Source organism: Deinococcus metallilatus (genome assembly GCF_004758605.1).
Classification (GTDB): Bacteria; Deinococcota; Deinococci; order Deinococcales; family Deinococcaceae; genus Deinococcus; species Deinococcus metallilatus.
The window spans coordinates 788336-809578 of record NZ_CP038510.1 but is presented as its reverse complement, the minus strand read 5'-3'; the positions used below and the strand labels follow the sequence as shown (position 1 = coordinate 809578).

The window sequence follows — 21243 nt, the reverse complement described above, 5'->3', positions numbered from 1 at the left end:
CGGTGTTGGCGGTGGTCATCTCGGCTCCTCTCGGGTCGGCGGCGCGGGTCACTTGATCTCCAGCGGGTGACGGTTCATGTCCTTGTAGAGCAGGTACTTGCTCCACGTCTTGCCCAGCGCGCCGTACCACTGCGGGCAGTGCGCGCCCATCCAGATCACGTCGCCCTGCGTCACCTGGAAGTAGCGTTCGCCCAGGCGGTAGATGCCCTCGCCCTCCAGCATCAGGAGGCCGTGTTCCATGTAGTGAATCTCGACGTAGGGCAGCGTGGCGCCCGGCGCGTAGCTCATGGTCGTCACGATGAAGTCGAACTGCGCCTCGTCGGGGAGCAGCTTGCGCGCGATCAGTCCGGGGTCGCCCTCGAACTCGGTGCCCTCCACCTTGCGCTCGTTGCCGATGAAGACTTCCGGCGCGGGCAGGCCTTCCAGTTGGGGGTGGAACTTCTTCTCGAACACGCTCACCCGGGCCGCGTTCTGCGCGCGCAGCGTGTGGTCAATCCCGGCGGGCAGGTAGGCGTAGTCGTACTCACCGAGGCGGTGCGTCTCGCCGTTCACGGAAAGCTCCACCTCGCCGTCCAGCACAAAGACGAAACGCTGAATCCCCGCGGGCGGGGCGCTGGCCTCGGCGCCCGGCTGCATCTCGGCGGTGAACTGCGTGAAGCGCGTCCCGAAGCCCATCACCGGGGCGATGTGGACGATGCAGCTCGTGTTCTTCCACTCCGCGACGGTGGTGCGGATAAAGGTTTCGGGCGTGAGCAGCGCGTACTCTTGGTTGACGACGCTGCGGGTCTGGCCGAGCTGTTGCAGGCTGGGTTGGCGGTTCAAGCGGTTTCCTCCTGGGGAACGGGAGCGGGACGCAGGAAGCGGCCCTGGGGCGGGTTGGGGAAGGTGCCGTCCTGGTACACCGTCTGGCCGCGCAGCAGCGTGCGGCGCACCTGGCCGCGGAAGGTCCGGCCCACGTAGGGGCTGAACTTCCAGCGGGTGTGCAGGTCGTCTGTGGTGTGGACCCACTCGGTATCGAGGTCCACCAGCACCAGGTCGGCGTCCGCGCCGGGGTCCAGGCGGCCCTTCCCGGCGAGGCCGAAGCGCCGCGCGGGCGTGCGGGCACTCAGGCGGGCGATGTCGGGCAAAGAGAGGCCGTGCTCCCGGCCCTCGGTCAGCAGGACGGCGAGAGTGGACTGCACGCCTGCGATCCCGCCCCAGATGCTGAAGAAGTCCTCCCCGGTCTTGAGGTCCAGGGTGCTGGGCGAGTGATCCGAGCCGATGGTGTCGATGCGGCCCTCGCGGATGGCGGTCCACAGCGCGTCCACTTCCGCTGTGTCCCGCAGCGGCGGCGCGCACTTCAGTACCGCGCCCAGCCGCTCCATGTCCTCGCCGGTAAACATCAGGTAGTGCGGGCAGGTTTCGATGCTCACGTTCACACCGCGCGCGCGGGCCTCGGCGGCCAGGGCGACGGCCCGCCCGGTTGAGAGGTGGACGAGGTGCAGTTTCGCCTCCGTCTCCTCGGCCAGCAGCAGCGCGCGGTTCACGGCCTCCACCTCGGCAATCGCGGGGCGGCTGCGCAGGTAGTCGCGCACACCCCGGCCGCCCTCCCCGCGAATCCGTCTGGCGAGGCCGCTCGTGATGGAGTCGCTCTCCGCGTGCAGCGCGACGATCAGGCCCAGCTCGCGCGCCGCCTTCATCCCCTCGTAGAGCGTGTAGTCGTCGGGGGACTCGAACTCTTCCAGGCCGCTGTGGCTCATGAACGCCTTGAAGCCCACCGCGCCCGCCCCCGCCAGTTCGGGCAGCCGGTCCATGTTGCGGGGGGTGAGGCCGCCCCACAGCGCGAAGTCGGCGTAGGACTCGCGTTCGCCCGCCTGCCGCTTGGCCTCGAAGGTGGCGCGGTCCAGCACGGGCGGCGTGCTGTTGAGCGGCATGTCCGCGAAGACCGTGCCGCCCCCCGCCACCAGCGCGCGGCTGCCGGTAGAAATCCCTTCCCAGTCCGTCCGGCCCGGTTCATTGAAATGAACATGGATGTCCACCGCGCCGGGGAAGACGTGCAGCCCCCGCGCGTCCAGTTCCTCACGCGCCGGGCCGCCCAGTTCAGGCGCCACGTCCACGATGCGGCCCTCCACCACGCCCAGGTCGGCCTGTTCCACGCCCCCCTCGCGCACCACTTGCCCACCGCGCACCAGCAGGTCGTACATCAGCGGGCCTCCTCCTGCGCGGCGAGCAGTTTCAGGAAGCGGGTACCGACGCGCAGCGCGGCCTCCACGTCCTCCTCGCGCACGGCCTCGTCGGGGTGGTGGCTCAGGCCGCCGGGACTCCGCAGGAACAGCATGGTGGCGGGCCACACCTGCCCGACCAGCATCGCGTCGTGCCCCGCGCCGCTGACCATCGGCGTCGCCACCTGCCCCTCGGCAGCCAGGGCTTCACCCAGCAGGGCGGTCAGGGCGGGGTCCATCGGCGTGGCGTGTTCCTCCATCCGCAGTTCGTGCGCGAAGGTGAGGCCCCGTTCCTCCGCGATCTGCCCCGCGATGGTGAGGAGCTGGTCCAGCGCCCCCAGCCGCACCTCGTCCCGCGCGTGGCGGATGTCCAGCGTGAGCTGCACCTCGCCGGGAATCACGTTGCCCGCGCCCGGCAGCGGCTTCAGCGAGCCGACGGTGGCGACCAGGCCGGGCGTGCTCTTGGCGAGGTTTTCCACCGCCAGCACGAAGGCACTCGCCCCGGTCAGCGCATCGCGGCGCAGGTACATCGGGGTGGTGCCCGCGTGGTTGGCCTTGCCGGTGAAGGTGAGGTTCAGCCGTGACTGTCCGGCGATGGCGTTCACCAGGCCCAGCGAGCGGTCCTCGGCCTCCAGCACCGGCCCCTGCTCGATGTGCATCTCCAGGTAGCCCAGCACGTCGGCCTTGAGCTGCGCGTCGGCCAGTTGCGCCACGTCCAGCCCGTACTCGGTGATGGCCTGCGCGACGCTCTTGCCCTGCGCGTCCGTCACGGTCATCAGCTCGCCCGCGTTCCCGATCAGCGCCCGGCTGCCGATGAAGGGCACGCTGAAGCGCACGCCTTCCTCCTCGCTGAAGCCGACGAGTTCGACGTGGTAGGGGAGCCGGGTGTCCTTCAGCGCGTCCAGCAGCGCCACGCCCAGCACCACGCCCAGCACGCCGTCGTAGGCCCCGGCGTTGGGCACGCTGTCCAGGTGCGAGCCGATGACCAGGGTGCGGGCGTTCGGCCGGTCGCTGCGGCGGGTGGCGCGCCAGTTCCCGGCGGCGTCCTCGTGGGTCTGGAGGCCCAGGGAGGCGGCCCAGCGGTCCAGCCGGGCGTGGGCGTCGTGCATGGGCGCGCAGAGGAAGGTGCGGGTGATCTGGCCGGGTTCCTCGGTGCAGGCGGCGATGTCGGCGCAGCAGGCGAGGGTGCGCCCGGCCAGGTCGGTCCAGTCCAGTTCGTTCAGCGGTTGGGAAGTGGTCATGCGAGCGGAACCTCGTGGAGGGAACGGGCGGTGGCGGGAAAGAAGGGCGGGCAGCTTTCGGGGAGGACCAGCGCGCGCAGCAGCCGGGCGGCCGGTTCCTGCCCGTCCGCCTGCTCGGCCAGCAGCGCCTCGAAGCGTTCCGGGGTGAGCGCCTCGCCGTCATCCAGAGGGATGCGGTGCTGCACCCACTGCCACAGTTGCGCGCGGGCGAGTTCGGCGGTCGCGGTGTCTTCCACCCGATTGTTCCGCACGATAAAGCCCTGCCCCGCCAGCCAGGCCCGGAAGTACGTCACGGTGACGGCGACGGCCTCGCGCACGGCGGAAAGCGGCACCTGTTCCGCGCGGGGAAAGGCCAGCAGTTCCGCCGCGACCTCCTCTTCAGTCCGGGGCGCGGGCGGCGAGGCGGGCGGCGCGGACTGGAACACCGCCCGGACGGTGGGAATCAGGCCCGGCAGCCCGGCCCAGGCCGCCACGTAGCCCTGCGACGCCTCGCGTTCCTTGTCGGCCCGGACCACCGCGAGGGCGGGTTCGGGGTCGGCGGGATCGGGGGCGAGGGCCGCTGTCCCGCCAATCGCCTGCGCCCCCCGGCGGGCGCACACCCGCGCCAGGTTCTGCTCGTAGGCCTGCATGGACGGCTGCCCCATGTTCAGCTCGCCGCGCTCGGGCAGGCAGAAGCGGCGGTCCTGGCCCAGCCACTTGATCGCGCTGAACACGTAGTCCCAGCGCCCCGCGTTCAACCCGAAGGCCCGGTCACGCAGCGCATACAGCAATTCATCGGCATAAAAGGCGCCGGGCAGCGTCTCGATCTGAATGCAGACCCGGATGCTGCCCGGCTGGCGCCCGCCCAGCCGCTCGGTTTCGGTCAGCAGGTCGTTCCAGAACTCGGCCTCGGCGGGGAATTCCAGCTTGGGAATGTAGACGTAGAGCGTTTCCCGGTCCGCGAACGCCTCCACATAGGCGGCGAGGTCCTGAAGGCTGGCGCTCTGCCCGTTCTCGTCCTCCATGTAGAGCGGCCGGGGCCGCGTCATCGGGAGGGGGCCACCCGCCCTGGGCACGTTCCGCAGGTTCGCGTGCCCCGCGCGGACATTCTCCGGGGTGGGGGCGAAGGTGTCGTCGAAATCGAAGATCAGCGCGTCGGGACCGGCAGACAGGGCCGCCTGAATCGCCGCCGCGTCGCTGGGTTCCACCAGTTGCTCGACCAGGCGGGCGCGCAGTTCGGCGGGCGGGGGGGCCACCTGCCAGTCGGCCTGGCGGATGGCGGCCGTCCGGGGGTCGAAGCCGGGCGCCCAGTCGTTCTGGCGGCCAGCGAGCAGAGCGCGCCGACGCTCCGCGAAGAGGCCCTGGAGCGTGTGGTGCAGGTCAGTACCGGATGTGGTCACAGGTGTCTCCAGATGTGGTCCTGCGGGTGGGCGGAACTCGGGGTGTCTCCCGCAGGAATGGCGGCGGACAGGGGCAAAGGCTGTTATGGAAGGTGTAACACGTCCGCTGGTATTTGTCAAAGGACGAAGAAGTTTTTTAAACAGTAAAATATAGATGTCGAACTACCTGTGACGATCCTACCACTCCCTCGTCTTGTTGTCCCCGGGAAAGTGGGGGAGGGCAGGGCCACCGCAAAGGCGCCGAGTCCGCACAGGCCCGGCTGAACCCCTCTGCTACGCCGCTCTGCGAGTTTCGGCCCTGCGGGCCACCGCCCCTCAAGACGCTTGCTGTGCAATTACAGGTCGGGCGGGCAGGGCGATTTTTCTCGTCTGACAGGAGAGCGAGTTGCGCCCGCCACCCCCTCCCCAGCCCTCTGCAAGCAGCTCTACGAGTCCCCCTCAAGGGGGGAGGGAGAAAAAAGCCCATCCCAGACAACAAGTTTCTATTGCGCATCGAACGTTCAAAGGGAGGAGCAGAAATGGCCTTCTGGAGGGCGAACGGCTTCCTGGCTCCCCTTGAGGGGAGCTGTCAGCGAAGCTGACTGAGGGGTTGACCAGGACGAGCATAGCCAAAACCGGACTTGGCGGTTGCCCCCCTTCCTCTGGGCCACTGACCGGTCAAGAGGGCTGGGACGACTGCCGTCGCAGAGACACGTCACGTGGGAACGGTCGGCAAAGCCGGAGCTATTTATCTAAGAATGAAAAATGCTTCTACAGGTTGACAAAAGCGAAAAAGCCACTTACGCTGCTGGGCAAGGAGGAAAGGAAGATGCCGAGAATGACCGCGGTCGAGGCCGCCGTGCATGTGATGCGCCTGGAGGGTGTGGATACCGCCTTCGGGGTACCCGGAGCCGCCATCAACCCGCTGTATGCCGCGCTGCGCAAGGTCGGCGGCGTGAACCACATCCTGGCCCGCCATGTCGAGGGGGCTTCTCACATGGCCGACGGGTACACCCGCGCCAAATTCGGGAACATCGGCGTGTGCATCGGCACCAGCGGCCCCGCCGGGACGGACATGATCACCGGCCTGTACGCGGCCATTGCCGACTCCGTGCCGATCCTGTGCATCACCGGTCAGGCCCCGCGCGCCCGCCTCTACAAGGAAGACTTCCAGGCGGTGGACATCGAGAGCATCGCCAAGCCGGTCACCAAGATGGCCGTGACGGTGCGCGAACCCGCCCTGGTCCCCTATGTCTTCCAGCAGGCGTTCCATGTGATGCGTTCCGGTCGCCCCGGCCCGGTGCTGATCGACCTGCCCTTCGACGTGCAGATGACCGAGATCGAGTTCGATCCGGAAACCTACGCGCCGCTGCCGATCTACAAGCCCCTCGCCACCCGCGCCCAGGTCGAAAAGGCGATGACCATGCTCAATGCCTCCGAGCGCCCGCTGCTCGTGTCGGGCGGCGGTGTCATCGGCGCGGACGCCTCGGACCTGCTGGTACAGTTCGCGGAGTTGACCGGTGTGCCCGTCATTCCCACGCTGATGGGCTGGGGCAGCATCCCCGACGACCACCCGCTGATGGTGGGCATGGTGGGCCTCCAGACCTCGCAGCGGTATGGCAATGCCAACCTGCTGGCCTCTGACTTCGTGATGGGCATCGGCAACCGCTGGGCTAACCGCCACACCGGGGGCCTGGACGTGTACACCGAGGGCCGCAAGTTCGTCCACGTGGACATTGAACCCACCCAGATCGGGCGCGTCTTCGGCCCCGACTACGCCATCGTCAGTGACGCCAAGGCCGCGTTGCAGCTCTTCGTCGAGGTGGCCCGCGAGTGGCGCGCCGCCGGGAAGCTCAAGGACCGCGGCGAGTGGGCCGAGTCGTGCCGCGAGCGCAAGCGCACCATGCTGCGCAAGACGCACTACGACAACGTGCCGATCAAGCCCCAGCGCGTCTACGAGGAGATGAACAAGGCCTTCGGGCGCGACGTGACCTACGTCACCACCATCGGCCTGTCGCAGATCGCGGGCGGGCAATTCCTGCACGTCTACAAGCCGCGCCACTGGATCAACGCGGGTCAGGCCGGGCCGCTGGGCTGGACCGTGCCCGCCGCGCTGGGGGTTGCCGCCGCCAAGCCCGGCGCCGAGATCGTGGCCCTCTCCGGCGACTACGACTTCCAGTTCATGATCGAGGAACTCGCGGTGGGCGCACAGTTCAACCTGCCCTTCATCCAGGTGCTGGTAAACAACTCCTACCTGGGCCTGATCCGCCAGTCGCAGCGCGGCTTCGACATGGACTACCAGGTGCAGCTCTCCTTCGAGAACATCAACTCGCCCGAGGTGAACGGCTACGGCGTGGACCACCTCAAGGTGGTGGAGGGCCTGGGCTGCAAGGCGCTGCGTGTCTTCAAGCCCGACGACATCCTGCCCGCCTTCGAAAAGGCCCGCGACCTGATGCAGGAATACCGCGTGCCGGTGGTGGTGGAAGTGATCCTGGAGCGCGTGACCAACATCAGCATGGGCACCGAGATCAACAACATCACCGAGTTCGAGGAACTGGCCGAGAACGCCAAAGAGGATGCGCCGACGGCGATTGCGTTGCTGGACTGAAGGAGTTAGGGGTTAGGAATTAGGAGTTAGGAAAAAGCCTAATCCCTAATCCCTAACGCCTATGAGGTACCTATGACCAAATTTGCTGCCAACCTTACCATGCTGTTTCAGGAAGTGCCCTTTCTGGAACGCTTCGGCGCGGCCCGTCAGGCGGGTTTCGATGCCGTCGAGTACATGTTTCCCTATCCCTTTTCGCCGGAGGAACTGCGAGCGCAGCTTCAGCAGCATGGGCTGAAGCAGGTCCTCTTCAACCTGCCCGCCGGGAACTGGGAGGCTGGGGAACGCGGGATCGCGGTGCTGCCTGATCGTCAGGAGGAGTTCCGGCAGGGCGTGACCCGCGCGCTGACCTACGTGGAGGCGCTGCGGAATGACGGTGCGCCGCCCCTCGTCAACTGCCTGGTGGGCAAGCTCCCCGCCGGGGCCGACGCCGAGGAAGCCCGCCGCGTGCTGGTGGAGAACCTGCGCTACGCCGCCCAGGAACTCGGCCGCGTGGGCGTTACCCTCCTCATCGAGCCGATCAACCCGCACGACATCCCCGGTTTCTTCCTGCGCACGCCCGACCAGGCGGCGGCCCTGATCGAGGACGTGGGCGCGGACAACCTGAAGATTCAGTACGACCTCTACCACCAGCAGCGCACCGAGGGGCAACTGCTCGACACCTTCCGCCGTCTTCAGGACCGGATCGCCCATGTGCAGCTCGCGGACGTGCCGGGCCGCCACCAGCCGGGCACCGGGGAGATCAACTACCCCTTCGTGCTGGCGGCACTCGATCAGGCCGGGTACAACGGGTACGTGGGTCTGGAATACATCCCCGAGGGGGATACGGTCAGTTCGCTGGGCTGGATGACGAGCCTCAAGGAAGGAGTGCAGGCATGACGACGGGGACGCAAAAGGAACGCATCGGCTTTATCGGCCTGGGCATCATGGGCCTCCCGATGGCCCGCAACCTGATCAAGGCGGGCTACGGCCTCACGGTGAACAACCGCGGCCCCGAAGCCGAACAGGCGCTGGCCGCCGAGGGTGCCAAGGTGGCCCGCACCGCCCGCGAGGTGGCCGAGCAGAGCGACATCGTGATCACGATGCTGCCCGACAGCCCGCAGGTCGAAGAAGTCGTGCTGGGCGAGAACGGCGTGGCGGAAGGGCTGCGCGCGGGTGGCCTCTACATCGACATGAGCAGCGTCGCGCCCAGCACCGCCCGCAAGGTGGCGGAGGCACTGAAGGCGAAGGGGGCCGATTCGCTCGATGCCCCCGTCTCCGGCGGTCAGGTCGGCGCGGAGCAGGCCACCCTCAGCATCATGGTGGGCGGCAGCGAGGACGCCTTCGGACGCGCCCGCCCCATCTTCGAGGCCGTCGGTAAGAACATCGTCTACATCGGCGGCCCCGGTGCGGGTCAGGTGACGAAAATCTGCAACCAGATCGTCGTGGCCCTGACCATCCAGGCGGTGGCCGAGGCGCTCACCCTGGCGCGCAAGAGCGGCGTGGACGCGGCGAAGGTGCGCGAGGCGCTGCTCGGCGGCTTCGCGCAGAGCCGCATTCTGGACCTGCACGGGCAGCGCATTCTGGACGGCAACTTCAAGCCGGGCTTCCGCATCAACCTGCACCGCAAGGACCTGCGCCTGGCGCTGGAAGCGGGCCGCGAGCAGGCCGTGCCGCTCTTCGCTACCGCTGGGGTGGCGGAGCTGATGAACAGCATGATCGCGCAGGGCATGGGCGACCTCGACCACTCGGGCCTCGCGGCGCTGTACGCGCAACTGGCCGGGCTGGACTGAGCATGAGCGCGCCGGGCAAGGCTCCAGCCGCGACGGACATGCGGGCGCTGCTGGCCGACAGCTACCGCTCGGCGCTGGAGGCGGTGGCCCCCGCCCGCCTCCTGGCCCCCTACCTGACCGGGCCGCGCCCCGACTTCGTGCTGGCCTTCGGCAAGGCGGCGCTGCCGATGCTGCGCGCGGCGCTGGAAGCCTACCCCGGCGTGCCGGGCCTGGCGGTGCCGCCGCGCGGAACGCTGGACCTCAGCGCGCCGGAAGGAGCGGAGGTGCTGCCCGGCAGCCATCCCGTGCCGGACGAGCACAGCACCGGGGCCGCCGAGCAGGCACTCGCGCGGGTGCGGGAGCTGCCGGAAGGGGCGCAACTCCTCGTCCTCGTCTCCGGTGGCGGGAGTGCGCTGCTGAGTGCTCCCTGGGGCGTGACCCTCGCGCAGAAGCAGGCGCTCACCCGTGACCTGTTGCGCGCCGGGGCCGCCATCGAGGAGATCAACGCCGTCCGCAAGCACCTCTCGCAGACGAAGGGCGGGCGGCTGGCGCAGGCGACGCGCGCTCAGGTGCGTGCCCTCCTGATCTCCGACGTGATCGGGGACGACCCCTCGGTGATCGCCAGCGGCCCCACCGTGCCCGACGCCACCACCTTCGCGGACGCGCTGGCCGTGCTGGACCGTTACGGGATCGAGGCCCCGGAGGCCCGCGCGCACCTTGAGGCGGGCGCACGCGGCGAACTGGCCGAGACGCCCAAACCCGGCGAACTGCCCCACGTCGAGAACATCATCATCGGCTCGAACCGCGTGCTGCTGGAAGCGGCGCAGGCGTTCCTGACGGAACAGGGCGTCCGCTCGGTGATCCTCTCCGACACCTTTGAGGGCGAGGCGCGCGACCTGGCCGGATTCCACGCCTCGCTGGTGGAGAGTATCCGCGACTACGGCACGCCCTTCCACGGACCGCTGGTGCTGCTCTCGGGCGGGGAGGCGACCGTCACGGTACGTGGCGAGGGGCGCGGCGGGCGCAATCAGGAGTTCGCGCTCTGGCTGCTGGAGGACCTGGGGGAACGGGGAGTCTATGCCCTCTCCGCCGGTTCGGACGGCATCGACGGCAACAGCGACGCGGCGGGAGCGTTCCTGACCCCGGATTCCCTGGCACGTGCGCGGGCGGCGGGCCTCGACCCTCGGGGCTTCCTCGCACGCAACGATTCGGGCACCTTCTTCGCGGCGCTGGGGGACGCGCTGATCACCGGTCCCAGCGGGCATAACCTCAACGACTACCGCGCGATTTACGTCGAATAGGGGTTCTGAATGAAGCGAGAGACGGCTGGCCCGGCGGGAGCAGGGGGGCAGCCGTCTTGTCCTGGGGGAGACTGCGGCGTTACTCACAAAGAGACGCTTTTTGAGCTTCCCCTTGGTCCTGTCTCCGCTAAAATGGAAATAAGCTTCATCAGGTGAAATTTCCGTCCGCAAGCCTCGTTCCCCCAGGAGACTCCCCGTGACTCAGACCCTGCAACTCCCCGCTGGCATGACGATCAACGCTCCCGTTCAGGAGGCCTACGCCGAGATCCTGACGCCCGAGGCGCTGGCCTTTGTGGCCGACCTGCACCGGCGCTTCGATGCCCGCCGCCGCGAACTGCTGGCGGCCCGCGAGGAGCGGCAGAAGCGGCTGGACGCGGGCGAGCTGCCCGACTTCCTGCCCGAGACGGCGGACGTCCGCGCGGGCGACTGGAAGATCGCGCCCCTGCCCGAAGACCTGCAAGACCGCCGTGTGGAGATCACCGGTCCGGTGGACCGCAAGATGATCATCAATGCGCTCAACAGCGGCGCGCGGATGTTCATGGCCGACTTCGAGGACGCCAGCAGCCCTACCTGGGAGAACATGATCGAGGGCCAGATCAACCTGCGTGACGCGGTGCGTGGCGAGATCAGCCTCGACCAGGGCGGCAAGCAGTACCGCCTGAACGACCAGACGGCCATGCTGCTGGTGCGTCCGCGCGGCCTGCACCTGCCCGAGAAGCACGTCACCGTGGACGGCGAGACGATGAGCGGCCCCCTCTTCGACTTCGGCCTGTATGCCTTCCACAACATGCAGGAGCGCCTGAACCGCGGCACCGGCACCTACTTCTACATTCCCAAGCTCGAAAGCCACCTCGAAGCGCGCTGGTGGAACGACGTGTTCACCTTCGCGGAGGACACCCTCGGCGTGCCGCGCGGCACCATCCGCGCCACGGTCCTGATCGAGACAATCCTGGCGGCCTTCGAGATGGACGAGATCCTCTACGAGCTGCGCGAGCACTCGGCGGGCCTGAACAGCGGGCGCTGGGACTACATCTTCAGCTACATCAAGAAGTTCCGTAACCGCGACGACAAGATTCTCCCCGACCGCGCCCAGGTCACGATGGCGGTCCCGATGATGTCGAACTACTCCAAGCTTGCCGTCAAGACCGCCCACCGGCGCGGCGCCCCGGCCATCGGCGGCATGAGCGCCTTTATTCCCGTCAAGAACGACCCGGAGGCCAACACGCGCGCCTTCGCCCAGGTCCGCGCCGACAAGGAGCGCGAGGCGACGAACGGCCACGACGGCACCTGGGTGGCGCACCCCGGCATGGTGCAGCTCGCCACCGAGGTCTTCGACCAGCTGATGCCCACGCCCAACCAGATCGATTCGGGCAAGCAGGCGGACCTCCAGGTGACGGCGGCGGACCTCCTCACCCCGCCCGACGGCATCGTGACCGAGGCGGGCGTGCGGACGAACATCGACGTGGGGACGCAGTACCTCGCCGCCTGGCTCCAGGGCCGGGGCGCGGTGCCGATCCACAACCTGATGGAAGACGCCGCGACCGCCGAGATCAGCCGCGCGCAGCTCTGGCAGTGGCTGCACAACGGCGTCAAGCTGGAAGATGGCCGGACCCTCACGCCCGAACTGCTCGACACCTTCTTCGAAGAGGAACTGGGCAAGCTCGGCCCCGACTACGCCGAAGCCGGGAAGCTCTTCAAGGACATCTCCACCCGCTCGCCGCTGGCCGAGTTCCTGACTCTGCCCGCCTACCGGGAACTCGCTTGAGTCTGGCCTGGGGGACAATTCCCCGGCCGCTGACACGCTACCTTCTCCCAGGACTGCTATGACCACGCCCGCACGCCAAAAACCCGGCCGCACCCGCAGCGGCGAAACGAGCAGCGTCCGTACCCTGGAGCGCGGACTGACGGTCCTGCTGGCGCTGAAGGAACTGCGCCGCGCGCCCCTCAGCCAGCTTGCGCGGCAGGTCGGCTTATCTGTCAGCACCACCTACCGCCTGCTGGAAACGCTGCGGCAACAGGGCTTCGTGGAGTGGGAGGAGCAGACCGGGATGTTCAGCGTGGGCCTGCGCGCCTATCAGGTGGGCCTGGCCTTTGCCGAGCGCAACAGCCTGCTGGGTGCGGCCCAGCCCGAGATGGAAGCCCTGGTGAAGGAGCTGAACGAGACGGTGAACCTGGCCGTGCTGTACGACACCGAGGCGGTGTACGTGCATCAGGTGGAGGGGCGCCAGCTCGTGCGGATGTTCGCGCACCTGGGGGACAGCGCGCCGCTGCACTGTTCGGGCGTGGGCAAGGCGCTGCTGGCCTGGCGGCCCACGGAGGATGCCCGCCAGAAGCTGGGCGAAGGCCCGTATGCGGCCTACACGCCCCACACCCTCACCACCCTCCCGGCGCTGCTGGCCGAGCTGGAGCGGGTGCGCGAGCAGGGCTACAGCCTCGACGACGAGGAACGCGAACTGGGCGTGCGCTGCGTAGCGGTGCCGGTCCGGGACCAGTCGGGCCAGGTCGTGGCGTCCCTCAGCATCTCCGCGCCCACCTCCCGCTTCACCCGCGAGCAGATCAAGGATGTGGCCGAGCGGATGAACCGGGCCGCGAATCAGGTTTCGGCCCGGCTGGGGTGGGAATAGGCCTCGAGATCGAGGACAATTGACGAAAGAGTGCGCTTCTGGGCGCACTTTTTTTCTGACCCTTGCCATCCTGAAGGACAGCTGCAACGAGGTCGTGAGCAACGCGAACGGTATCAACGCCGTTTCAATCCTCAGCCGCCCCGTAGGACGGCTGCAACCCCATTCCGGCTGCCTTCCCCGTAACACCTATTCAGGCTCACCCCGGCCGGTCCCGCCCAGTCCAGCAGCACCTGCACCCCGATCCGGTAGGACTCCAGTGTGTTGACGCTCACGCGCGCGCCCCGGCCCCCGCGCGTGACGAGGTACGCCTCCACAGCGCGTCCACGTCCCGGTCGCGGGCGGCACGCAGGCCCTCGCGGCGCAGGGCCTCCGGTTCCAGGGCGGCCAGCCGATCGGCGCGGGCCTGGAGATCGAGGTTCGCGGCCAGCAGCTCCAGCGTCATGGGAACAGCGTACAGGAGGAATGGAAAAACCCCCGCCGTGCGGGGGCTGGTATGAATGTCCGGTTGCCGCTCAGGCCAGGAACACGGTGGCGGGCACCTTGAAAATCTGGCTGAGTTGCTTGATCAGGTCGGCGGTGAAGGTCTTTTTGCCGTTGATCAGGCGGCTGACATTGCTCTGATCCACGCCGAGTTTCTCAGCGAGATCGCTCTGACGGACGCCGTTCTGATCCATCAGGAAGTCGAGCATGACGTGCGGGGGAACCGGTTCGGCCGGGTAGACCTCCTCTTCGTAGTGGGCGATGTGCTCAATGAGGGTCGCGTAGACCGGGCCGAGCGGGTGGTGGGGGTCGCCTGCCACGATGCGGCTCAGGCGGTCCACCATCTCGAGTGCCTGATCATAGGCTTCCTCGGTGGTGATGGGGCGCAGCAGGTCCAGGGCGGCTTCTGGGAGTTCAGTCAGGGCCGCGACTGCGCGTTCAAAGTTCTTGATGTTGAGAGACATTCAGTTCACCTCCCCCGAGGGGGTGGCCCGCCGATCGGGCCAGGCATTCAGTTCGGTTCAGGGCTTCCACTTGTCGTAATCCGAGTGCCTCATGAACTCCTTGACCCGGATCATCTTGTAAGTGAAATCCACGGTAGTGATCAGGCGGAAGTGGTTGCCCTTGATGTTGAACACCACGTAGTCGGGGCCGACCCAACTGGCCGTAGCGAAGGCTTCTTGCACTTCCGCGAACGAGGCGAAGTTCTTTTTTCTCGCCAGGGTTTCCCAGGCGAGGAGAGCTTCGCGGGCTTCAGGGTACTGCTCGGCAAATTTGAGCAGAGTCCGTCTGGCAAGCACATTCATACCAAGAGGAGTTTATGCGCTTTCTACATAAAATGCAAGTATCGCATACTAGCCTGATTCCCGGATCTCCCTTGCGGCCACCGGAGCTGGAGGGTTGTTGGAGGCTGCTCCGGTCTGGGATGCCTTCCCCGTAACACCTATTATGGTTTCAATCCTCAGCCGCCCCGAAGGACGGCTGCAACGTCACTCGCAGCAAGTCCGGCACCAACATCGGCAAGTTTCAATCCTCAGCCGCCCCGAAGGACGGCTGCAACCGTGCCGGGGTACGCCGTCACCTGCAGAGAAAGCGTTTCAATCCTCAGCCGCCCCGAAGGACGGCTGCAACGCGGTGAGGCTCATGGTTCGCTCCTGCCTTGTTGCGTTTCAATCCTCAGCCGCCCCGAAGGACGGCTGCAACTGGGAGCACGGTAGAAGGTGGCCTGCCCAGCGTCCTGTTTCAATCCTCAGCCGCCCCGAAGGACGGCTGCAACCAAGGGGCGCAGCTCAGCGCGCTGCTGACTTATTGTTTCAATCCTCAGCCGCCCCGAAGGACGGCTGCAACCGCCCCCACACTCCCCTCAGAGGTGCCGATGCCCGTTTCAATCCTCAGCCGCCCCGAAGGACGGCTGCAACGCGCTCGCGGTCGGCCCCAAGCGCGTCGAGGACGTTTCAATCCTCAGCCGCCCCGAAGGACGGCTGCAACACCCAGGTGTCGGGCGCCTTCGCCAGCATGAACTTGTTTCAATCCTCAGCCGCCCCGAAGGACGGCTGCAACGGGAACCGGCGCGACCTTCGCGCACTACCCGGCCAGTTTCAATCCTCAGCCGCCCCGAAGGACGGCTGCAACAGCGTCACCCCCAGCCCGTCACCCTGCACACACCAGTTTCAATCCTCAGCCGCCCCGAAGGACGGCTGCAACCGCGCAGCAGCCCAAACAGGCCACCAACAGCGAGAGTGTTTCAATCCTCAGCCGCCCCGAAGGACGGCTGCAACGGATACGAACTGAATGCCTTCCAGCCCGCGTTCCATTTCGTATTCTGCGCGAACCTCGCTCCTGGCGGCAAGCGGCGGCTTCCGGCGCCCATTATCGTTGTCATGCGGCGCGTCCTGGCCGGACTTTTGGAGCGCGCGAACCTCCCCCGCTGTTGTTTGTCACAGGGAGTTCGCGCAGGCTTTACAGGATGAGGGGCGCGCTGAGGTCGCGGTACTGGTCGCGTCCGAAGGCCTCCACGAACTTCTCGCGCGGCTGGCGGAGGCGGTAAATGCGGATACTGTCCTCGGTCGGGTCCATTTCCTGAAGCAGTCTGTCGCGCAGCGCGAGGAGCTGCACGTCGGTGACGCTGACCTCGAACACGCTGTTCTGCACGCGCTGGCCGTGCGCCACACAGACTTTGGCGACGCGGCGCAGGCGTTTGCGTCCGGCGGAAGTCTCGGTAGAAACGTCGTAGGTGATCAGAAGGTCGATCATGCAGCCCTCAACGGTGCAGGTAAGGCGGGTAGTGGGGCCGGTCCCCGCGCAAATGCTGGGCCAGGAGGCGGGCCTGAACGTGCGGAATCAGGCCGATGGGCGTCTTGCGCCCGGTCAGCGGGTGGTGAACCTCCTCCCCCTTGCGTTCCTGAAGGTGTTTGATAAGGGTCCGCCTGCCGTCCTCGGTGAGGGTGACGGTGCGGCCCTCGTGCAGCGTGAAGTCGCGCGGCGTGAGTTGCTGGCGGTTGATCAGGGTGATGACGGCCCGGTCCGCGACAACAGGCCGCAGTTCCTCCATCAGGTCGAGGGCGAGGCTCTGCCGTCCGGGGCGCAGGGCGTGCAGAAAGCCGATCTGCGGGTCGAGGCCCACTGTCTGGCAGGCGCTGGCGCAGTCGCCCGCGAGGAGGGTATACACGTAGTTGAGGACCGCGTTGATCGGGTCGCGGGCGGGTCGCCGGGTGCGTTCGCCCAGCCAGAAGAAGTCGCGGTTCACGCGCAGCATCAGGCTGAACGCCTCGAAGTAGACGCGGGCGGCGGTGCCCTCGATGCCGCGCACCTCGTCCACCGTCTCCGCGAGGGGCAGCACGGCGATCTGCGCGTTGATGTCTCGCGCCGCCTGCCGCAGGGCGGGGGCGTCCTCCTCGGCGGCCTCACGGGCGGAGCGGAGCAGCGTCGTCTTCTGGTTCTGGAGTTTGCCCGCCGCGACATACCGCGCCACGGCGAGCGTCCGCGCCGGGTCGCAGGTGCAGGCGTGCTGGGCGACGCGCAGCAGGACGTTTCCACTGACGGGCGTCTCGGTGCGGGCCGTGAAGTGCCCCCACTCGGTCAGCCAGGTGATCGGCTTGTGCGCGCGCCCCAGCTTCTGGACCAGATACGGGCTGATCAGCACGTTTCCGAACACGACGACCCCGTCAAGGTGGTGCAGGGGCAGCATCCTCTTGGGTTGCCCTTCCACGTCCACGCGCACGTTGTCGTTCTCCAGTCGCAGGTAACTGCCCTGCGTCTGCACGTACAGGGTGTTCAGCAGATGCTTCATGCAAACCTCGGGTCGTCCATGCCGGTCGAAAAGGGGTCGTAACCGGGCGGAAAGTCGCGCGGCGCGAAGGGTTCGCAGGCGTCGAACAGGCTGCAAAACTGGCAGCGGTCATCGGCGGCGGGCGGGGGCAGCACGCGGGTCCGCAGCAGCTCGCGTATCCCGTCGCGCGCCCTCAGCACGGCCGCCCGCAGTTCCGGCGTGAACTTCACCTCGCGCCGTTTGCGGCTGGCGACGTGGTAGATGAAGCCTTCCGGGATGCTGACGCCGAACATCTCTTCCAGGCAGAGGGCCTGGGCGCAGAGTTGCACGTCCTCGGCGTGGTGGCCCGGCTTGTTGGTTTTGGGGATGCGGCTGGATTTGTATTCCACTGGGCGTGGGGAACCGTCGGGCAGCAGTTCCACCACATCAGCCACGCCCGCGAAGCCATGCTGGCGCGATACGAGGGGCAGGGCGCGGAGCGTCTTCACGCCGTCCCGTTCCTCGCTGCCGCCCCCGTGCGCCCGTTCGTGCTGCTGCTTGCCCCGCGCGGTCAGCGCGTTCTCCGACCACTCCTGTTCGACATGCACCAGCGCGAACCGCCTGGGGCAGTAGGCGTAGTGGGTGAGGCCGGAGAGAGGAATCGGCTCTTCACTCACGGCTCACTCTTGGCGTCCCTGCCAGCCGTTCTCGAATTGAGCAGTGTCCCAGCCGTCGAGGTCGAGAAGTTCGACACCGGCGGGTAGTTTCGTCCGATCCACATGCACGTCGTAATCCCTGAACCTCCGGGCGGGTTTGCCCTCGTCCTTCAGCTTCACCGTGACGATTTCGTTCAGGTCGAGCAGTTTGTGGGCGGGGGCACAGCCCAACTTCGCCTGACGGGAACGCTGTGCAGTGTCGCTGTCCGTCCCCACATGCCGGAACACGAACAGGCGGCGGCTGCTCATCAGGCCCTTGCTGGCGCTGCGGTCGTGGTCGTACATGTTCAGCAGGGCTTCCAGCAGCAACTTCAGGTCGGCTTCGCTGAAGCCGGTGCCTTCCGCCAGGTGTGCGCTGACGAACCCCTTGGCCGCGAACAGTCCATAGGGCACGAAGCTCTTGCGGCCCATCGTGCGGAGTTTGTCCTCGTCCTGTTTGGCCTCCCAGTCGAGAAAGTCCTGCACGGTCTTGGCGTTCTTCACGTCCTCCGCGACGGCACCGCGGGTGATGCTCGCCTCCAGGCCGAACACCGGGTTAACGCTGCGCGCGAACGTCACCTGCACTGGGCCGCGCACCTGACCGGCGTTCGCGCCTGTACTCATGACCGCGCCGAAGGTCCGGACGTCGTAAAACTGCTGGCACATCCAGGCGCGGGCCTTGTCCACCTCGGCCTTCGACCTGCCACTGCCACCTGTCTCCGTCCGGGCGCGGAAAATCTCACGGTTCAGGTTGGTGCCGTGCTGGATGAAAATGTTCTCGCCTGCCGCCTGCACGTAATTGCGGATGCGGCGCTTGATGGCGACGTCCGACACCAGGCCATGCCCGTCCTCGGGGTCAACGCGGGGAGCGTTCCCGCTGTCGGGGTCGCCGTTGGGATTGCCGTTTTCGACATCGAACAGAAGCAGGAACTCGTAGCGGTTGCGGATGGGTCCGGTGGTCAGTGCGGTCTGGGTCATGATCAGGCTCCTTTTTCGGTAGAGGTCACTTCGGGGGTGGCGGTATCAGAAAGGCCAGCCTGGCCTTCAGCGGCGCGTTTGGCCGCTGCACGTTCCTGTCGCTCGGTGCTGTACGCGGCCAGTTGCTGGTAATAGCCCAGGGCGAAGAGGCTTTGCTGCTCCAGTGTCAGGGTCCGCGGAAGGTCTTTCCCCAGGGCCGTCCACACCTGCGCGATATCGCGCTCCAGCGTGAAGGCGAGACCGGGGCGATCACGTCCGATTTTTGACAGGTGATGTTGACTCAGACGGGTGAGGCGGCCCAGGACCAGGGCGGGTGTGGCACTTGCCGCGCCGTAGTACCGCTGGACGACGCCCGCGTTGATTTCGCTGCCCTGGGCCTCCTGCAGGTTGGCGAGCAGATACATCAGGCGCCCACAGTGGTAGGCGGGACTGGGATGGTTCAGGTCGACATGGGTGGACATCAGATAGCCTCCTTGAGTTCTGGCCTTGCGGTTGTGGAAAGCGCGGATTAGGGCCATGCGGGCGTAGACGCGGCCCTTCTCGTCGTTGCTGCCTTCCCGGCTCAGGGCCTCGGTAAACTTTCCCGTCATGACGTGGGCCTTGTGCGCTTCCATGACCTTGCTGATGGCGGAGAGAGGAAGGGGCATGCCGGGGTCCAGGGCCGCCCGCCACAGGGGAAGTTGCAGGTTCCGAACGGGTTTGAGGTAATCGTCGAGTTTGGTATCCTGGCTCTTGGGCCGCTGAATGCACATCAGCAGCCGCATCAGGCCGGGGCGGTTCGCGCGTTTGCCACTCAGACTGGTGATGGCGAGATCGTCAAACCACATCACCACCGCTTCCGCCAGGCTTTCCAGGCTGCCGGTGTGCCAATCGCGTACCATTGCGCGCCCACTCGCGCCACTGATCGCCAAAGCGAAGTAACGGGCGGTGAGTCTGTCCGGTTCCTCCCCCTTGCGGATGGCGGTCAGGAGCTTCCGGGCACGCTGCCGGGCCACTTCCGCCTGCTGCTCCGGCGTTTGCTCGGCCTTGACCTCCTCTTCGGGGTCGAAGTCGTCCAGACTGAAGAATTCCTCGGTCACCTCAGCCAGCGAGGGGGGGTCGACCAGGGCATTCACCAGCACCTGACCTTCGGTCTGCCGGTGGTCGAACCAGACCGCCACCTTCATCTGCCCGAGAATGGGCGCGGTGTCCAGCAGGTTGTCGAGTGCGGCATGGTAAGCAGCGGCGTTGTCCTCGGAAACGGCCCCGTTCTCGCCCGCCGCAAAGCCGTAGGAGGTGAACGCCTCCTTGTCGTAGCCGACCAGGGATGCCCCCATCGCAATAGCTCCGACGCCCAACTTGCCGAGTTTCGGGTGGGTATTGGCGGGCATGATCCGCTCGCCGCTGGTGAGGTCGAGCATCCCGCCGCCCTCGTTTCTACCTGTACGCCCGAACGTCTCACGGCGGAAGCTGCGCCACCAGTCATGCCAGTCGGAACTCTCCAGCAGGTTTAGCCCGTCCGCCTCGAAGCTGATTTTATCGGTAGGTTTGGCCCCCTGCCGGAGAAGCTCAGCCCGCAGCCAGGCCAGTTGCTCCGGGTCCTCGAGGGCTGAAGCCACAGCTCCAAGTTCCGGCAGGCTCTCTGACGCTCTCTGCAGCAAGGCTCGAAAGGTCTGATGTTTGTCAGCATTCCGGGTCTGTTCGGTCAGACTCTTGTCGTCCGTTTTGGGCTTGCCATCCTTGTCGGTCGCGGGGAGGAGCGCCACCACACCGCAGGTATCCGCGAGGAAGTGCGCGGCCTGCGCCTGACCCAGCGCCCTCGGCAACGCCATCATTTCCGGCTGCCCCATCTCCGGACAGCGCGTGAAAGTCAGCCCCTTTCTGCCGTCGCTGAGAGGAAGCACGCCCGTAAGCCTTTCGCCCGAGAGCTGTGCCAGCCAACGCAATTCCTTCGGTGCAAATCCCGGTTCCGTCACCAGGCCCGCGCGTTCCGCCTGCCGAATCAGTGCGCCGAGCATCCGGCCACCCCCGGTTTCCGCACCGCGTCACTCGCATAGGGCGGCACTTCCAGCACTCCGGCTCGAATGCTCGCCTCGAATAGACTCACGGCGGCGTCGTCGCTGTTCCCGCCGGGACGGCTCAGGTCGAACACGTCGTACAGCATCCAGCCGATTTCCTCGTCGTGGAGCTGTGGTGGCAACAGACCGGGCTGCTGACGGTCCACCAGTTCAAACGCGGCGGTGAACTCGCGGCAGCCCAGGTAAGGCTGGTAGATGCACTGACCGCGCCGCTCGAAGCTCCGCTCGATTTTCTGGCGCAGTTCGAAATTTTCGTCAAACAGGACCGTGTGGGCGTGCAGGCGGTAACGGGGGGCCTTCAGGGCCATCGTCTGCCGCTGCGTGCGGCCCTTGGTGTCCGTTCCGGCGTCTTCCTTGGTGGCGTCGGCATAGATCGGCGTGGTGAGGGCAGGGTTCTGCATCCACTTCTTCACGCTGGCAGTGCTGATTTTCTCCTTGACCTCGTTGCGCATCAGGGCCACGTAGCGCACGGGGGAAAGCACCTCGACACGGCTGACTTCCCAGCGGTGCGCGGGGCGACCCGTGCGTTTGTCGAATTCCAGGTAAATCGCGTCGTAGATGGCGCGGGCGGCACTGGGCGTGATAATGGGATAGCTGAACCGTTCGACCTTGAGTTCCGGTCGCGTAAAGCACCCGTAATCGCCCCACACCTCCAGGGTGAAGGTCCGCGCTGAGGTGGACGGTCTACTTTGAATCATGAAACCT

At 66.8% G+C, this 21243-nt stretch carries 19 protein-coding genes and 1 CRISPR repeat array; of the genes, 6 read left to right on the top strand and 13 right to left on the bottom strand.

Annotation, left to right across the window (positions count from 1 at the left end):
• Positions 1 to 48: 48 nt before the first annotated feature.
• From allE to E5F05_RS03575, 4 genes are read right to left on the bottom strand one after another with little or no spacing between them, the layout of a single operon-like run.
• Positions 49 to 822 (bottom strand): (S)-ureidoglycine aminohydrolase, encoded by a 774-nt coding sequence (gene allE, locus E5F05_RS03590; RefSeq protein ID WP_129117288.1) that lies wholly within the window; start codon positions 820 to 822, stop codon positions 49 to 51.
• Positions 819 to 2183, bottom strand: coding sequence for an allantoinase (locus E5F05_RS03585; protein WP_129117287.1), 1365 nt, complete (start codon positions 2181 to 2183; stop codon positions 819 to 821). The genes allE and E5F05_RS03585 overlap by 4 nt, the downstream gene beginning before the upstream one ends.
• The gene (locus E5F05_RS03580; RefSeq protein ID WP_129117286.1) at positions 2183 to 3442 is read right to left on the bottom strand and encodes an allantoate amidohydrolase; all 1260 of its coding nucleotides are present in this window, start codon (positions 3440 to 3442) and stop codon (positions 2183 to 2185) included. The genes E5F05_RS03585 and E5F05_RS03580 overlap by 1 nt, the downstream gene beginning before the upstream one ends.
• Positions 3439 to 4821 (bottom strand): aldolase/citrate lyase/malate synthase family protein, encoded by a 1383-nt coding sequence (locus tag E5F05_RS03575; protein WP_129117285.1) that lies wholly within the window; start codon positions 4819 to 4821, stop codon positions 3439 to 3441. Before E5F05_RS03575 ends, E5F05_RS03580 begins: the two co-directional genes overlap by 4 nt.
• 808 nt (positions 4822 to 5629) lie before the next feature.
• Between E5F05_RS03575 and gcl the strand changes: the two genes are divergently transcribed.
• The 6 genes from gcl to E5F05_RS03545 all read left to right on the top strand — a co-directional run bounded on the left by gcl (position 5630) and on the right by E5F05_RS03545 (position 13081).
• Entirely contained in the window at positions 5630 to 7408 is a 1779-nt protein-coding gene (gene gcl / locus E5F05_RS03570) for a glyoxylate carboligase (RefSeq protein WP_129117284.1), read from the top strand.
• Between the two features lie 72 nt (positions 7409 to 7480).
• On the top strand, positions 7481 to 8284 hold the full coding sequence (gene hyi, locus E5F05_RS03565; RefSeq protein ID WP_129117283.1) for a hydroxypyruvate isomerase: 804 nt from the start codon (positions 7481 to 7483) through the stop codon (positions 8282 to 8284).
• Positions 8281 to 9177: a 2-hydroxy-3-oxopropionate reductase gene (locus E5F05_RS03560; RefSeq protein WP_129117282.1), complete on the top strand. Its 897-nt coding sequence runs from the start codon at positions 8281 to 8283 to the stop codon at positions 9175 to 9177. Before hyi ends, E5F05_RS03560 begins: the two co-directional genes overlap by 4 nt.
• Positions 9178 to 9179: 2 nt before the next feature.
• Positions 9180 to 10457 (top strand): glycerate kinase type-2 family protein, encoded by a 1278-nt coding sequence (locus tag E5F05_RS03555; RefSeq protein ID WP_206732972.1) that lies wholly within the window; start codon positions 9180 to 9182, stop codon positions 10455 to 10457.
• A 226-nt stretch (positions 10458 to 10683) separates the two neighbouring features.
• Positions 10684 to 12222: a malate synthase A gene (gene aceB, locus E5F05_RS03550; protein ID WP_212744541.1), complete on the top strand. Its 1539-nt coding sequence runs from the start codon at positions 10684 to 10686 to the stop codon at positions 12220 to 12222.
• A gap of 58 nt (positions 12223 to 12280) precedes the next feature.
• Positions 12281 to 13081 (top strand): IclR family transcriptional regulator, encoded by an 801-nt coding sequence (locus E5F05_RS03545; RefSeq protein WP_129117280.1) that lies wholly within the window; start codon positions 12281 to 12283, stop codon positions 13079 to 13081.
• 268 nt (positions 13082 to 13349) lie between these two features.
• Here the strand turns inward: E5F05_RS03545 and E5F05_RS21150 are convergent, their stop codons facing one another.
• The 9 genes from E5F05_RS21150 to cas5c form a co-directional block, all read right to left on the bottom strand.
• On the bottom strand, positions 13350 to 13523 hold the full coding sequence (locus E5F05_RS21150; protein ID WP_164973297.1) for a hypothetical protein: 174 nt from the start codon (positions 13521 to 13523) through the stop codon (positions 13350 to 13352).
• 70 nt (positions 13524 to 13593) lie between these two features.
• The gene (locus E5F05_RS03540; RefSeq protein WP_129117279.1) at positions 13594 to 14025 is read right to left on the bottom strand and encodes a helix-turn-helix domain-containing protein; all 432 of its coding nucleotides are present in this window, start codon (positions 14023 to 14025) and stop codon (positions 13594 to 13596) included.
• A gap of 57 nt (positions 14026 to 14082) precedes the next feature.
• Positions 14083 to 14367, bottom strand: a complete 285-nt coding sequence (locus E5F05_RS03535) for a type II toxin-antitoxin system HigB family toxin (protein WP_129117278.1) — start codon at positions 14365 to 14367, stop codon at positions 14083 to 14085.
• A gap of 145 nt (positions 14368 to 14512) precedes the next feature.
• Positions 14513 to 15339: a CRISPR direct-repeat array (repeat unit 37 nt; unit sequence GTTTCAATCCTCAGCCGCCCCGAAGGACGGCTGCAAC).
• 181 nt (positions 15340 to 15520) lie between these two features.
• A complete protein-coding gene (cas2, locus tag E5F05_RS03530; RefSeq protein WP_171029480.1) occupies positions 15521 to 15814 on the bottom strand; it encodes a CRISPR-associated endonuclease Cas2 in 294 nt (97 codons plus the stop codon).
• Between the two features lie 7 nt (positions 15815 to 15821).
• Positions 15822 to 16850 (bottom strand): type I-C CRISPR-associated endonuclease Cas1c, encoded by a 1029-nt coding sequence (gene cas1c, locus E5F05_RS03525; RefSeq protein WP_129117277.1) that lies wholly within the window; start codon positions 16848 to 16850, stop codon positions 15822 to 15824.
• Positions 16847 to 17485 (bottom strand): CRISPR-associated protein Cas4, encoded by a 639-nt coding sequence (cas4, locus tag E5F05_RS03520; RefSeq protein WP_129117276.1) that lies wholly within the window; start codon positions 17483 to 17485, stop codon positions 16847 to 16849. Before cas4 ends, cas1c begins: the two co-directional genes overlap by 4 nt.
• A gap of 3 nt (positions 17486 to 17488) precedes the next feature.
• Positions 17489 to 18481: a type I-C CRISPR-associated protein Cas7/Csd2 gene (gene cas7c / locus E5F05_RS03515; protein WP_129117275.1), complete on the bottom strand. Its 993-nt coding sequence runs from the start codon at positions 18479 to 18481 to the stop codon at positions 17489 to 17491.
• Positions 18482 to 18483: 2 nt separating this feature from the next.
• Entirely contained in the window at positions 18484 to 20478 is a 1995-nt protein-coding gene (gene cas8c / locus E5F05_RS03510; protein ID WP_129117274.1) for a type I-C CRISPR-associated protein Cas8c/Csd1, read from the bottom strand.
• Positions 20463 to 21236, bottom strand: coding sequence for a type I-C CRISPR-associated protein Cas5c (gene cas5c, locus E5F05_RS03505; RefSeq protein ID WP_129117273.1), 774 nt, complete (start codon positions 21234 to 21236; stop codon positions 20463 to 20465). The genes cas8c and cas5c overlap by 16 nt, the downstream gene beginning before the upstream one ends.
• Between the last annotated feature and the right edge of the window lie 7 nt (positions 21237 to 21243).